General features: G+C 35.0%; 15 protein-coding genes. 14 read left to right on the top strand and 1 reads right to left on the bottom strand.

What is annotated here, in order from left to right; genetic code table 11:
- The first annotated feature begins 174 nt into the window (after positions 1-174).
- From RRV45_RS12185 to RRV45_RS12160, 6 genes are all read left to right on the top strand, one after another.
- Positions 175-795 carry a hypothetical protein gene (locus RRV45_RS12185; RefSeq protein ID WP_315664960.1) on the top strand — a complete coding sequence of 207 codons (621 nt, stop codon included), beginning with the start codon at positions 175-177 and terminating at the stop codon, positions 793-795.
- Positions 770-1342: a 7-cyano-7-deazaguanine synthase gene (locus tag RRV45_RS12180; protein WP_315664959.1), complete on the top strand. Its 573-nt coding sequence runs from the start codon at positions 770-772 to the stop codon at positions 1340-1342. The genes RRV45_RS12185 and RRV45_RS12180 overlap by 26 nt, the downstream gene beginning before the upstream one ends.
- The gene (locus RRV45_RS12175) at positions 1335-2291 is read left to right on the top strand and encodes a hypothetical protein (protein ID WP_315664958.1); all 957 of its coding nucleotides are present in this window, start codon (positions 1335-1337) and stop codon (positions 2289-2291) included. Before RRV45_RS12180 ends, RRV45_RS12175 begins: the two co-directional genes overlap by 8 nt.
- Positions 2292-2303: 12 nt before the next feature.
- A complete protein-coding gene (locus RRV45_RS12170) occupies positions 2304-3215 on the top strand; it encodes a CBASS oligonucleotide cyclase (protein ID WP_315664957.1) in 912 nt (303 codons plus the stop codon).
- A 120-nt stretch (positions 3216-3335) separates the two neighbouring features.
- Positions 3336-4715 (top strand): DEAD/DEAH box helicase, encoded by a 1380-nt coding sequence (locus tag RRV45_RS12165; protein WP_410489290.1) that lies wholly within the window; start codon positions 3336-3338, stop codon positions 4713-4715.
- Positions 4716-4759: 44 nt separating this feature from the next.
- Positions 4760-5632: a phosphorothioated DNA-binding restriction endonuclease gene (locus RRV45_RS12160; RefSeq protein ID WP_410489378.1), complete on the top strand. Its 873-nt coding sequence runs from the start codon at positions 4760-4762 to the stop codon at positions 5630-5632.
- A 119-nt stretch (positions 5633-5751) separates the two neighbouring features.
- Here RRV45_RS12160 and RRV45_RS12155 read toward each other — a convergent pair whose 3' ends face one another.
- Positions 5752-6234 carry an ABC transporter ATP-binding protein gene (locus RRV45_RS12155; protein ID WP_315664955.1) on the bottom strand — a complete coding sequence of 161 codons (483 nt, stop codon included), beginning with the start codon at positions 6232-6234 and terminating at the stop codon, positions 5752-5754.
- A gap of 523 nt (positions 6235-6757) precedes the next feature.
- Between RRV45_RS12155 and RRV45_RS12150 the strand changes: the two genes are divergently transcribed.
- The 8 genes from RRV45_RS12150 to RRV45_RS12115 all read left to right on the top strand — a co-directional run bounded on the left by RRV45_RS12150 (position 6758) and on the right by RRV45_RS12115 (position 14089).
- Positions 6758-7768, top strand: a complete 1011-nt coding sequence (locus RRV45_RS12150) for a LacI family DNA-binding transcriptional regulator (RefSeq protein WP_315664954.1) — start codon at positions 6758-6760, stop codon at positions 7766-7768.
- The gene (gene rbsK, locus RRV45_RS12145; RefSeq protein ID WP_315664953.1) at positions 7765-8691 is read left to right on the top strand and encodes a ribokinase; all 927 of its coding nucleotides are present in this window, start codon (positions 7765-7767) and stop codon (positions 8689-8691) included. The genes RRV45_RS12150 and rbsK overlap by 4 nt, the downstream gene beginning before the upstream one ends.
- A 19-nt stretch (positions 8692-8710) precedes the next feature.
- Positions 8711-9448, top strand: coding sequence for a glutamine amidotransferase (locus tag RRV45_RS12140; RefSeq protein WP_315664952.1), 738 nt, complete (start codon positions 8711-8713; stop codon positions 9446-9448).
- Positions 9449-9483: 35 nt separating this feature from the next.
- Entirely contained in the window at positions 9484-10332 is an 849-nt protein-coding gene (locus tag RRV45_RS12135; RefSeq protein WP_315664951.1) for a BtpA/SgcQ family protein, read from the top strand.
- Positions 10333-10338: 6 nt separating this feature from the next.
- Positions 10339-11292 carry a ribokinase gene (locus RRV45_RS12130; RefSeq protein WP_315664950.1) on the top strand — a complete coding sequence of 318 codons (954 nt, stop codon included), beginning with the start codon at positions 10339-10341 and terminating at the stop codon, positions 11290-11292.
- Positions 11276-12259, top strand: a complete 984-nt coding sequence (locus RRV45_RS12125) for a substrate-binding domain-containing protein (protein ID WP_315664949.1) — start codon at positions 11276-11278, stop codon at positions 12257-12259. The genes RRV45_RS12130 and RRV45_RS12125 overlap by 17 nt, the downstream gene beginning before the upstream one ends.
- A gap of 61 nt (positions 12260-12320) precedes the next feature.
- Positions 12321-13076: an ATP-binding cassette domain-containing protein gene (locus RRV45_RS12120; protein WP_315664948.1), complete on the top strand. Its 756-nt coding sequence runs from the start codon at positions 12321-12323 to the stop codon at positions 13074-13076.
- Positions 13073-14089: an ABC transporter permease gene (locus RRV45_RS12115; protein WP_315664947.1), complete on the top strand. Its 1017-nt coding sequence runs from the start codon at positions 13073-13075 to the stop codon at positions 14087-14089. The genes RRV45_RS12120 and RRV45_RS12115 overlap by 4 nt, the downstream gene beginning before the upstream one ends.
- Positions 14090-14097: the final 8 nt, after the last annotated feature.

The raw sequence follows: 14097 nt of genomic DNA, 5'->3' as shown, positions 1-14097 counted from the left end.
AGTAAATATATGAATATACATTTATTGTGTATATTTGGTATCATAGAACTAGATGGAATGTAATTCCAATTTACTATGACTATTATCTTGCATTATTGGAACGAGCAGTAATTTGCCTTATTATTGGCTTCTTCCTTTATTTTAAAAAATTTTGACTTGTAGGTGAATTAGTTTATGGCAGAACTGAATAAAATAAATCAAATCAAAAAACTAAGAAAAAAAGCGGAGAATTCTAGAAATGCATATTTTATGTTATCCAAAAAATATAGATTATCAAGTAGTTTATTGCACTTTTTAATATTAATAGGTTCGACTGTAGTTGCCATTTTAACATTTGCCAATTTTGATGTGTTTTTACCTATGATTAAAAACTTAACAGAGCCTGTTTATAAAGTAGTTATTGGTTTATTAGCCTCTATGGTATTTATATTTACAGTTATCGAAGAGTTCTTGAGCTTATCAAAAAGGGCTTCTGAATATGAAAGTGCAGGGAAGCAATTAACTTCGTTTATTCGTTATGCGGATTCGATTGAAAAACGGACAAATGTAACAAATGAAGATATCGACCATTTAACCTTACATTACACATTAATATGTGAAACAACCCCCATGATACCCGATAAGTATTTTCTAAAAGCTAAAAGGCATCTTTATAGAAAAATTGAGATAAGTACAGCACTTGAACATAATCCTTACATGATTCTATGGTTGTACAAGTTAAAAAAGATGTTAATAGAACTAAAAAAAGTAGAAAAGGATGAGGTAAGTAATGGGGGTAATGATGAGAAAAAGTAATACTGTCCTGGTACTGTTTAGTGGAGGGATAGATTCTACTGCATTACTTGAATACTATCTTTTAAAAAAATATGAGGTTACAGCTCTATTTTTCGATTATGGACAACCAGGCAGTAATAAAGAGAATCAAGTAGTTCAAGATATATGCCGGTACTATGGAATTAATTTAATTGTATCAAATATAGGCTTTTCTCTGAAGAATAACAATGGTGAATTCGTAGGAAGAAATGCATTATTTATTACAGCAGCCCTAAGTTTTCTTCCATCAAATTATTCAAAGATTGCGCTAGGGATTCATGCTGGAACTCCTTATTATGATTGTTCTCAAACGTTCGTGGAAGATTATCAAAGAATAATAGATGGTTATTTTAGCGGTACAGTATTACTTGATGTTCCTTTTCTCCAATTTACAAAAAAACAAATAATAGATTATTGCTTACAGAAATCTATACCAGTTGCTCTTACTTATAGTTGTGAGCTTGGTCATGAAGGGAACTGTGGGAGATGCTTATCATGCAAAGATAGAAGGAGGTTTCTGAATGAGTAATTACTTATGTAAGGAAAGGTTAGTAAAAGGAATAGAGGTTACTACTCCAATTTTAATACCTTCCTTTTCGAGTAAAGGTATAAGGCAATTTGCTGAAATCTTTTATAATTTAAAAGACTATTTATCAGATGCTACACTATTTAGTTCTTATGATTTATATTACAACCTAATCGATGGTAAACAGATATATGAAACCGAAATATTATTTATTGACAGCGGTGGCTACGAAGCAGGTATTGAACCAGATTTGTCAGAAATATATGATTTTCCACATAAACCATTGGATTGGAATGAAGAGATTTATTTTAAGCAAATAGCCTGTATTGAACCGATGACAGATATTGTATTAATTAATTACGATTACATGGGTTTACCAGTATTTGAACAAATAAATAAGGCGAATTCTATCTTTAGTAAATTCCCTTTGTTTTCTAGTGACTTTCTAATTAAACCGGAAAATGGAGAAGGAAAAATAAATATTGAGAGTGTCATTAATAATGTTTCTAGGTTATCTTCATTTTCAATTTTGGGTTTCACTGAAAAGGAGTTAGGTTATTCGGTATATGAAAGGTGCCGGAATATTTGTAAAATCAGGAACACTCTTAATGATAAAGGATTAAAACAACCAATTCATATTTTTGGTTGCTTGGACCCATTAAACATTATCGTATATTTTTTGTGCGGAGCAGATATATTTGATGGATTATCATGGTTAAGATATGGTTTCAAAGATAACAATCCTGTTTATTTTAATAGCTTCGCTATTTCAAGTGGGAATTGGAGTCTAAGAACAGATGAACTAAAACTGATTTCTTATTTAGAGAACATAAAAACTTTAAATAACCTAAAACATAAAATGAAATTATTTACTCAAGAAAATGATTTGTCTGTTTTTGAATTGGATAAAACTACTGAAAGAGAGATAACCAAAATAATAGATTTAGTGTAGGAGGAGAAGTAATTGGGCGGCGGTGGAGGTTGGAATGTTCCAAAGATGAGTTTATCGGATTTATTAAAAGACCAAGCTAGTCAACAGCAAAAGGAAAACGAAAGAGCGATTAACGATTATCTTCAATCATTATTATCGGAGTTGAATAATCGAGATACAGAACAAGTTCAACGTCACTTGAATACGCTAAAAGATGCAATCGAAAAAGATGTGGATGGAACTGTTGACGTTTTATTTGGTGGCTCTGTTAGTAAACATACCTATGCGCAAGGCTTAAGTGATGTGGACATGTTAGTTAGGATTAATAATAGCGAGTTAGCAAACGCAAAACCTCAAGATGTATTAGATTATTTTGTTCAGCAAATCAAAAATCGACTCCCTAAAACAGAAGTGAAAAAGGGTGATTTAGCTGTTACTGTTAAATTCAAAAGTGGTTATGAAGTTCAATTATTACCAAGTATTAAGACAGCTACTGGTTATAAAATTGCAAAGCCTGGTATTAACGAATGGAGTAACGTTATTAAGCCTAAGAAATTTGCTGAAAAGCTATCCAAGGTGAATCAGTCAAATGGTGGTAAGGTTACACCGATGATTAAACTGTTCAAGAGTATTAACGACCAATTCCCCAAGAAGAACCGCCTTTCTGGCTATCATATTGAATCATTAGCAATTGAGGCTTTCAAAAATAATCAAACATTTCCTAAGACGGTTAAAGAAGCACTTCAAAAATTTTGTCAGCATTCCAGGTCAGCTGTTTTAAGTCCAATTAAGGATAGTACAGGTCAATCTTTACATGTAGATGATTATTTAGGTGTAAAAGATAGTATTAATCGAAAAAGAATAAGTAATAATTTCCGAATTTTAGAAAAGAAAATTAATAATGCCAGCTCAATTGATGAATGGAAGGACATACTTGGAAAATAAATCAAAATGCGGCATTCGTTATTTTTGATGTAAAAAATAGGTAAACACACTACAACTTTTAATTAAAAAGTTTCTGCGACCTACTATAAGACAGAAAATTTATTTGAAAAAATCTCTAATATGTTCATTGTCCCTTATCGTTTGCCCGCTCCATTAGGAAAGGAAGAACTGGATGCAATCCGCTATCATTTATTTCCGGAGGTACGCATTAGTGCTGAATTTAAGCAACCAGTTCCATACCAAGATCAGCTGCTTTTGTCATTGCATGATATTAAGGCAATGGACCTTCATCAGGAAATGCTGGCGAAGCAAATAGGGGATAAAAATCGTTTGATTCGCGGAGTGGCGGGGAGCGGAAAAACATTGATACTTGCCAGCCGGGCAAAGATGCTGGCAAAGGATCATCCGGATTGGAAGATTTTAATATTATGTTATAACATTTCTCTTGCCCGAAGTATTGAGCAAATGATTTATCATATGATGAATGAGCCTGATAATCTCTTTGATTTTAATTATTCAGCGGCAGAACAAGAAGTCGATACAAAAATACATAATATAAAGGTCCGTAATTTCCACGCATGGCTTAGGAATGATTTAAGGATCACAGAGGATGCTATTCCATCCATGATTGAAAAACTAGAAATCGGGCAAGCTATTTTACCGATGTATGATGCTATATTAATAGATGAGGGACAGGACTTCCAAGGAGATTGGTTTGGTCTTGTTAGTCAATTACTGAATCCGGATACAAAATCCCTCTTATTGGTTGAGGATAGGGCCCAAACTATATACAAACGGAAGCGCAGTTATGTGCAGGACACTGGGTTGAGCTTTCAAGGTAGATCTAAGGTATTAAGCATTAATTATCGTAACACAGCTCAGATTGTGAAATTTGCTTGGGATTTTTATCAAAAGCATTCTGCTCTTAAAAATAAGGTCGTTAGTAAGGAACACGAAGGGGAAATCATTGCACCTCAAAGTACTAGAAGAAAAGGTGTAGAACCAGCCATTGTTAAAACTGACAGTTTTTTTAAAGAGGCAAAAATTGTGGTACGGCAAATTCAGAAGCTGCATGAGCAATACAAAGTTCCTTTTTCTGAAATGCTGATTCTTTATAGGGTAAAAAAGACATATCAGATGAATTACATCGATGTGTTAAAGAGAGCCCTTGATCAGGAGGGCGTTAGGTATTACTGGCTAACTGAAAATAGTGAGTCCAAGCGGAAGTTTGAACGAGAAGAGGATTCCGTGAAAATTAGTACAATTGACAGCAGCAAAGGCTTAGATTTTCAGGCTGTTTTTATTGTGAATATAGATAACATGCCGTTTGCTTTAGAAGATGATAAAGAGCGAGAAGCATCTCTGTTATATATTGGAATGACAAGGGCAAAGGAATATCTATGCCTATCGTATTCCGGAGAATCGGAGTATACGAAATATTTTGATGAGATCAATATGGAACGGCAGACTGTTAAGAAGTCTGGAGAAAAGACTAGTTAGTGTGAATATACGTTCAATTGTAAAGGGAAGGGGGCATGGTGAAAATAGATAGGAATGAATTAATTAATCGATTAAATCAATTATCGATTTGGAAAAAAGGGGATCAACGTGCTCCACATAAACCTCTCTTGATTTTGTATGCAATTGCGGATTTGCAAAAAGAGAGTCAACGTCTTATCCCATATAATAAAGCAAGAGAAAAATTAAAGGAGCTATTAGTAGAATTTGGTCCGCTAAGAAGTTCATATCATCCAGAGCAGCCATTTGTGAGATTAGTGAATGATGGTATCTGGGACCTCTCACAGCCAATAAATACTAGTAAATTCACGAATAAACAACTAATCGATAAACAAATCTCTGCAGGGTTTAAAACAGAGATATATTTACTATTAAAAAATGATATCCAGTTACAGAGGGAAGTGGCTGAAACAGTACTCGATGCTCACTTCCCGGAAACCTTGCATGAAGACATTCTTGATTCTATTGGGCTAGATTTTACCTTTGGTAAAAAAAGCAGCCGTGATCCCAAGTTCAGAGACCGAGTGCTCAAAGCTTATGAATACCGGTGTGCAGTTTGTGGTTTCAACGTTCGATTAGGGAATCATTTAGTGGGAATTGAGGCAGCTCATATTAAATGGCACCAGGCTGGCGGTCCAGATACTGAAGAGAATGGTATAGCACTTTGTTCCTTACATCATAAGCTGTTCGATCGTGGTATTTTTACAATAAACCACGAAAGAAAATTCCTAGTCTCTGAATATGCAAATGGCGGAAATGGTTTTGACGAATGGGTAATGAAATATCATGGACAATCAGTACGCAACCCTGTTCAGCATTACTATGTTCCGAATGATTCATTTCTTGGTTGGCATGTCAAAGAGGTCTTTAAAGGACCATCACGGTATGTAGTCAATTGAGTTTAATTTACACATTAATTTAAGAAACTGTCTTATTTTCAAGAATAATAAAATGCTTCCTTATAATATTTAAATACTTGAATCCCCTGGAACCCGAACCAGGGGATATTTTTTTATGGCTAGATTTTTTTCAAAACCCCATTTTTTACTAGATTAATCAGTGTCCCCTTATTCCCATACCTTTGATAGGCTATGAGTCTATTCAAGTCCTTTACAGTTAATTCAGATGGGTCAATTACAAGCTTAAATTCTTTACTGACTTTGGCAATTAGTGAAAGTGCAAACTCCAATTGTTTGGCGGTTAATTTGTAATCATCCCTATTGGTTTCCGTTTTTTGATTTTGCTGATTTACATTGGTAGATTGAATGGCTGCTGCATGTTCTTTAAGTTTTGCATCTATTATTGCCTCGACATCCGCCTGGCTAATGTTCTCAGTCTTTTGTTGAGATGTCTGCTGGGTTGGTTTAAATATTTTATCAAGAAGCCCTTTTAACACCTTATCCACTTCAATTTCATTAACATTTATTCCTATATATTCCTCTAATTCTATTATTAAATGATTACGGAAGAAAAACAATAGATAATAGTTATTTTGTCCCATTTAGGTAATTTTTGGTGCTAATTCCAATTAAATTGGGATATATTTTTTAAAACACGAAGGAAAATGCCACTCATCAATAATTCTACAAGATTTTATTAAAGGGGATTTAAAGAAGTAGGTCGTAATTTGTTGGATAAAGTATATTTGGAGGTGCGAACCAAGAAAAATGGGAGTTTCATTGATTTTTTGTTTAATCTAGATTTAGCAAAACAATTAATATGTGTATGAGTTTTCCCCATTTTAGCTGCGATGCCTCCTGTGTGTTCCGTCTGTTTTATATATATTTTTTTAAAAAATTAAAATGTAAGCGTTGACAAGGTGAGTTTAGACATATATATTATTGATATTAAATATTTTATATATTCTGAATATTTTGGTCTTTAGCTCATTAACTTTAGAAACTATTTTTTTTATAAAATGTGTAACCGGTTTACTACTGTTTGAAACTCTAAAGGCGATAGTATAAAAATTTATATAAACATTGTGTAACCGGTTTACTATATTCAAAAAGGTGTTGAAGAATATGTCTGCTACCATAAAGGATGTTGCTAAACTAGCTGGAGTTTCTACCGCAAGCGTTTCTAGAGTAATAAATTCTAAAGGGTACGTTAGTACCGAAACAAGAAAAAAAATAGAAGAGGCAATAAAGTTATTAAATTTTGAGCCAAATGAGGTTGCACGAAGTTTAACGGTAAAAAAATCAAAAACAATTGCCTTATTTATACCTGATATTACAAATCCGTTCTTCGCAACGTTAGCTAAGGGTGTAGAGGATTACGTCAATTTCAGAGGTTTCACTCTAATTTTATGTAATTACGAACAAACTGGTAAAAATAAGAAGGTTTACGTGGATTTATTAAAACAAAAGTATGTGGATGGAATCATATTTGCAGCGGGGGTACTAAACCCAGAGGATGCCATAAAAATTAGAAATTCGAAAATCCCACTTGTTGTTCTAGACCGTGTTCCTGATATGGACATAGAATGTGAAATTTTAGTAGATAATTACAAAGGTGCTAAACAGGCGGTTGAACACTTACTTAAGATGGGATGCAAAAAAATCGCTCATATATACGGTCCATTGGAAATAAGTACTGCACGTGAACGCTTAAAAGGTTATGAAGATGTTGTTCAACATTATTCTTGGTTCACTCCCAGTTTACTAGCCCAAGGGCATTTTTCCATAGAAGGAGGGATTGAAGCTACAAGAAAAATCCTTGATAAGCATCCCGATGTTGATGGAATTTTTGCTGGAAATGATATGAATGCCATCGGTGCATTAAAACTGCTTTATCAGAAAGGGATTAAGGTTCCAGAAGAATTAGCAATATGTGGATACGATGGAATTAGTCTAACTGAAATTACAACACCCGAAATTACAACAGTAGTTCAGCCGACTTATAAAATTGGAAATTTGGCTGCAGAGCATTTAATTCATTACATTGAACATTCCTATTTTCGAGAAAAAGTAATTAAATTGGATACAAAATTAGTTGTACGAGAGTCTACGCTGAAAAGTGAGGTGAAGACATGAGACCAAAAATTACTGTAATAGGCAGTTTAAATATGGATTTAGTTGTACAATCCTGCAGGTTTCCAACTAGTGGAGAAACTGTACTGGGTGAGAGCTTGAAATACCTTCCAGGAGGAAAGGGGGCAAATCAGGCGGTTGCGGCCTCAAGGCTTGGAGCGGACGTAACTTTGATTGGGGCTGTTGGAGATGATATTTATGGAGAAAAGTTGATTGATATGTTAAAAGAAAACAAAGTTAACACTGCGCGTATAAAAATAGTACCTGGTGAATCCAGTGGTGTAGCCATTATCTTCTTAGACAAGGAAGATAATCGAATTACTGTAATACAGGGTGCAAATGCACAATGTAAGAAAGAAGATATTGACAATAATCAAGATATTATTAGTGAATCAGATTTAGTTCTTATCCAACTAGAAATTCCCCTAGAAACTGTACAACATGCCGTACAGCTTGCCAAAAAGTACAAGAAAACTGTCATCTTAAATCCAGCTCCTGCAAGAAAACTTCCCGATGAATTATTGCGACAAATTGATATTATTACCCCCAATGAGACGGAATTAAAAGTACTAACAGCAACGAATAAAGTAAATACCGAAACTCTAAAGTACAGTATCGATAGACTCCTAGAACATGATGTACAACATGTTGTGGCCACGATGGGTGAGAAGGGTGCTCTTTATAAAGCAAAACACCAAGAAATAAAGAGTTACCCCGGATACCATGTTAATGTGGTTGATACTACGGGGGCTGGTGATAGCTTTAACGGAGGATTAGCTTTTGCTTTAGGAAGTGGGCTACCGATATCGGATGCTCTTACCTTTGCAAATAAGGTGGCTGCTCTTTCTGTTGGAAAATTTGGTGCGCAATCTAGCATGCCACATATAGATGATGTACTGAAATTCGAAGCAATAGAAAATATTTAAAAAATAAGGAGTGTTTTAAATGAAGGTACTTTTTATTGGAGAATCATGGGTAATTCATATGATTCACTCAAAGGGGTATGATAGTTTTACTTCAACGAAATATGAAGAAGGAGCTACATACTTATTGAACTGTTTAAAAGAATCGGAAGTAGAAGTAGATTACATGCCAGCACATGAAGTACAGGTTCGTTTTCCAAAAACGGTTGAAGAATTACAAAAGTACGATTCTATTGTTATCAGTGATATTGGAAGCAACACGTTTCTTTTGCAAAACCGCACCTTCTATCAAATGGAAGTCGTTCCAAATGCTCTAGATTTAATTCGCAATTATGTAGATCTTGGAGGAGGTTTGTTAATGATTGGAGGATATTTATCCTTCATGGGTATTGAAGGGAAAGCAAACTACAAAAATACTGTTCTATCAGAAGTATTGCCTGTGGAGTTGCAAGATGGGGATGATCGTATTGAAGCACCTCATGGAATAAACCCAATAACCATTACCCAACATGAAATAACAAAGGACATTGAAAATTGGCCAACCTTTCTTGGCTATAACAAGTTTAAAGCCAAGCAAAATGCAGAAGTTTTGGTGAAAGTAATGGATGATCCATTTATTGTTATTGGGAACTATGGTAAAGGAAAAACTGCTGCCTTTGCAAGTGATTGTGCACCACACTGGGGAACAACCGAATTTATGAATTGGGTACATTATCGAGATGTATGGGTCCGTATTTTAAATTTTTTGACGGTAAAATAACTTTACATTTCAATAACTATATTTCGGAGGAGATTATGTCAAATAAAATTTTCCCTAGCAAACCTAATTATCTAAAAGAGATTTTTAACCAAGAGTGTGCAGTGATAGGGATGGTTCATCTTCGACCATTACCAGGCGCACCCCATTATAAAGGTGGAAATCTAGATGATGTATATGACTGGGCAATAAGAGATGCAATTGTACTTGAAAAAGGCGGGTTTGACGGAATAATCATAGAGAACGCATGGGATATACCATTTTCTAAGCCTGAGGATATTGGATTTGAAACTGTAGCAGCTATGACATCGGTAGCAAACAGATTAAAATCACAAATTACTATTCCAATTGGCATTAATTGTTTAGCTAATGGAGCAATCCAAGCCCTTGCTGTTGCCAAAGCTGCTGAATTGCCGTTTGTTAGGGTGAATCAATGGGTAAACGCCTATGTGGCCAACGAAGGATTTGTTGAAGGCGCAGCGGCAAAAGCTTCAAGATACCGGTCACAAATAAAGGGGGAGAACATAAAAATGTTCGTGGATGTCCATGTAAAACATGGAAGCCATTCAATTATCGCGGATCGAAGTTTAGCAGACCAAACTTATGACAACGTATTTTTTGATGCTGATGTTTTAATTGCTACAGGAACAAGGACTGGAAATGAAACACAAATTAACGAGATAGAAGGTATAAAAAACTATACTAATCTCCCTGTCATCGTTGGTAGTGGTATGACACGAGAGAATGCATCTAAAATACTTTCTATTGCTGATGGCTGTATTGTTGGAAGTTCCCTGAAAGAAGAAGGTAAATGGTGGAACCCTGTATCCAAGGAAGAGGTAATCAACTTTATGAGTGAGGTAAAAAAAGTTAGGTCTAGGGAGTAGGTTGAAGTGAAGAAACCAGAAGTAATAGTTATTGGAACTATCAACATTGATTTTGTCTCCTATGTTTCACGTTTTCCTAAGATCGGAGAGACTCTTTCTTCTAATGAATTCCAGCAAGTTCCAGGGGGGAAAGCAGCCAATCAAGCCTTAGCTATCCAACGACTGGGAACTCAAGTAGCTCTTATAGGGAAAGTTGGTGATGATCCCTATGCACATCTATTAAGAAAAAAGTTCATAGAGGAAGGAATTCTCGTTGACCATATTTACACAGCCTCAGAAACATCAACAGGTAATTCCATGATTTTGGTGGATGATGAAGGTCAAAATATCATTATTACAAATCAAAATGCAAACAAATATTTAACACTACATGAGGCTAATGCAGCACTAGAAAAATCAGACAACGCTAAAGCTGCAATGCTTCAATTAGAGATGGACTTGGATGTCGCTCATTCCATCATACAGACATTATACAAATGTAATATTCCTATTTTTCTAAATTTGGCTCCTGTAATGGAAATCAACTCCAATATAAGAAGGTTAGTAGATTTTCTAATTATTAATGAGGTGGAAGCAAGTCAGTTAACCGGTCTGCCTATTCATGATTTAAATGATGCCAAGTTAGCTGTACAACAGTTATTAGATGAGGACCAAGTTAATGTTGTATTAACGATGGGGAGATTAGGGGCTATAGTAGGGAACAAAGAAGGTATTAATCACATTCCTTCACCAGAAGTTCAACCTATTGATACTACAGCAGCGGGTGACTGCTTTTGCGGTGCACTTGTAGTGTATTGGTTAGAAGAACAAAATTTGTTTGATGCAACTAAAAAAGCTGTTGTAGCAGCATCGATTTCTGTTACAAGGAAAGGGGCTCAACCTTCTCTTCCTTATAGAAAGGAAGTAGAAGATTTTATTAATAAAACAAGGGGGTCTAATGGAAATGAAAAAATGGATTAGCAGTTTATTAGTTGGAATGCTGTTCTTATTTTTGATGGCTTGTGGTCAAGTGGACGATACGGCAGGAAATACAGAACCTGCAAAGAAAAGTGAAGATGATGGGGAAATAACTATTGCTATGACTGTAATTAACCAAGAAGCATTATTTTTTACTGATATGGTTAAAGGAGCTCAGGAAGCTGCTGATAAGTTAGGGGTAAAATTTACTGTTCATAATGCTAATAATGATACAGTTGGTCAACATAATTCCGTTGAGGACTTTATTAGCTCTGGCGTTGATGCAATTATCGTCAATGCGATTGATTCTGGTGGAATGAAGTCAGTAGTAGAAAAGGCAAAAAAAGCAGGCATTTACATTATTTCAGTAGATTCAATTATTCAGAGTGATGCAGTAGATGTACAAATTGGGGTAGACAACTACGAATCTAGTGTTGAACTTGGAAAATACTTTAATGAATTCATAAAAAGTCAATATGATGGACAAAAAATAAAACTAGGTGTTGTTGGTGCTTTGAATTCTCCTATCCAAATAAATCGTGAGGATGGTTTTAAAGATACTATAGCAAATAACGAAAATTTAGAAATTGTTAATACGGTGGATGGAGAAAATGTTCAGGAAAAGGCACTCACTGCTTCAGAAAACTTATTAACTGGCTCTCCAGATTTAACTTTTGCCTTTGCTACTGGAGAACCTGCTTTTATAGGGTTAGTTTCAGCTGTTCGATCACAAAAAGCTGAAGACAGAGTTAAACTTTTTGGCTGGGATTTGAGTAAACAAGTTATTGAAGGAATAGATGCAGGTTTCGTTGAAGCGGTAGTTCAACAACATCCATTTGATTTTGGAAGCGAGGCAGTGAATGCTGCTAAGAAATTAATTGACGGAGAAACAGTAGAAAAACAACTAAACGTTCCAGTTTCTATTGTTACGAAAGAAAATATTGATGAATATAGAGACTCATTTAAATAACAGGCTGTGACGGAAAAGCGGAAACTCAGTTTTTCCGCTTTTTTTAAAGGAGGTTTGTGTTTTGAAGGATAAAGAGATTCGTATTCAAATGAAAAATATCCATAAAAGTTTTGGTCCAGTAAAACCTCTACAAGGTGTGGATTTATCTTTGTACAAAGGAGAATGCCTTGGACTTCTCGGCGATAATGGCGCAGGGAAATCGACTCTAATGAAGATTCTTAGTGGAGTTATCATTCCAGACCAAGGGACATTTTATGTAAACGGTCAAAAAGTTAATATTAGAAATCCTAGAGACGCTAAAGATTTACAGATTGAAACAGTTTATCAAGATTTGGCCCTCTGTGACACCTTAAATGTTGCTAATAACATTTTTTTAGGACGAGAGCCGGTTAAGTTTGCTGGAAGATTGATCGATAAAAAGAAACTACATCAAAGAACTCGTGAGGAATTAGATAAGTTAGGAATTAACATTGCATCCACCAAATTAGCAGTACAAAATATGTCAGGTGGACAGCGCCAAGCTGTTGCAATTGCAAGAGCAATGATATTCCAGCCCAATGTATTGATTTTAGATGAACCAACCTCAGCTCTTGGAGTAAAAGAGGTTAATATGGTCTTAGAATTAATCAATAAAGTGAAGAAAACAGGAGTCAGTGTAATCCTTATCACCCACCGTCTTCAAGATTTATTCGAGGTATGCGATCGCTTAATGGTGTTACATGAAGGAAAATGCATTGATAATCGACCAATTGAAGAATTCACTCTCGAATCAGTCATTAAGTCGATCATGGGTAATCTGGGGGTGGCATCTAAATGATGATGAAGGAAAAACTTGAAGAGAATAATGTAAATCTAAAATCTTATAAGTCAACCTTTAAAAATTCATTGTGGTTAGCAGAAAACAAGCAGGTTCTAAGTATTTTTTTTATTTTTCTCCTTATCTCTATCTACTTTGGAATTATGACTAATGCCTTCTTTAGCTTTGGAAACTTCTATAATTTAATTCAACAATTAGCCCCAAACTTAATTGTTGTGGTTGCAATGACCTTCATTATTACTACTGGAGGAATAGATCTTTCAGTTGGGTCCATTGTGGCACTTTCTAGTGCTGTAACGGCAACAGCGTTACAAGCTGGGTTTAGTAGCCCATCCACCTTTTTGTTAGTGATTTTATGTGGATTACTTGCGGGTTTCGTAAACGGATATATTACTGCCTATCACAAGATTCCACCTTTTATTGTAACATTATCATCTATGCTTTATGTTCGTGGTTTAGCATTGCTAGTAACAGGTGGTTATTCTATTGCGATTTCTAGAGATCATGGACTAATCAATATTGGTCTTGGAACATTATTTGGGATTCCTATCTCTACAATATTGGCAATAATTATTGCAGTAATAGGTGCAATAATATTGATTAATAGTAGATTTGGTATCTATGTTACTGGAATTGGAGCAAATGAAGAGGCCGTTAGACGTTCAGGTGTGGATACTAGAAAAATAAAACTAATCACCTATATGATGAGTGGAACAGCAGCAGCATTGGCAGGACTGATTATTTCTTCTAGATTAGGTTCAGGTTCATCAAATATTGGGTTAATGTTTGAAATGGATATAATAGCAGCTGTAGTTCTTGGAGGTACAGCCTTGATGGGTGGTAAAGGCTCAATGATGGGTTCCTTAGTTGGTGTTTTAATAATCGGTGTAATAAATAACGGGCTAACACTCATGCAGGTTTCACCTTATATTATTCAGATTATCGAGGGAGCAGTTCTACTACTAGCAGTTATTTTAAACATACGAGTTTTTGGCTTTAAAAAAAATAATTAATCAGGTGA

Origin of the sequence: Bacillus sp. DTU_2020_1000418_1_SI_GHA_SEK_038 (genome assembly GCF_032341175.1) — a bacterium.
Taxonomy (GTDB): Bacteria; Bacillota; Bacilli; order Bacillales; family Cytobacillaceae; genus Cytobacillus.
This window is presented reverse-complemented; position numbering and strand designations above follow the sequence as displayed.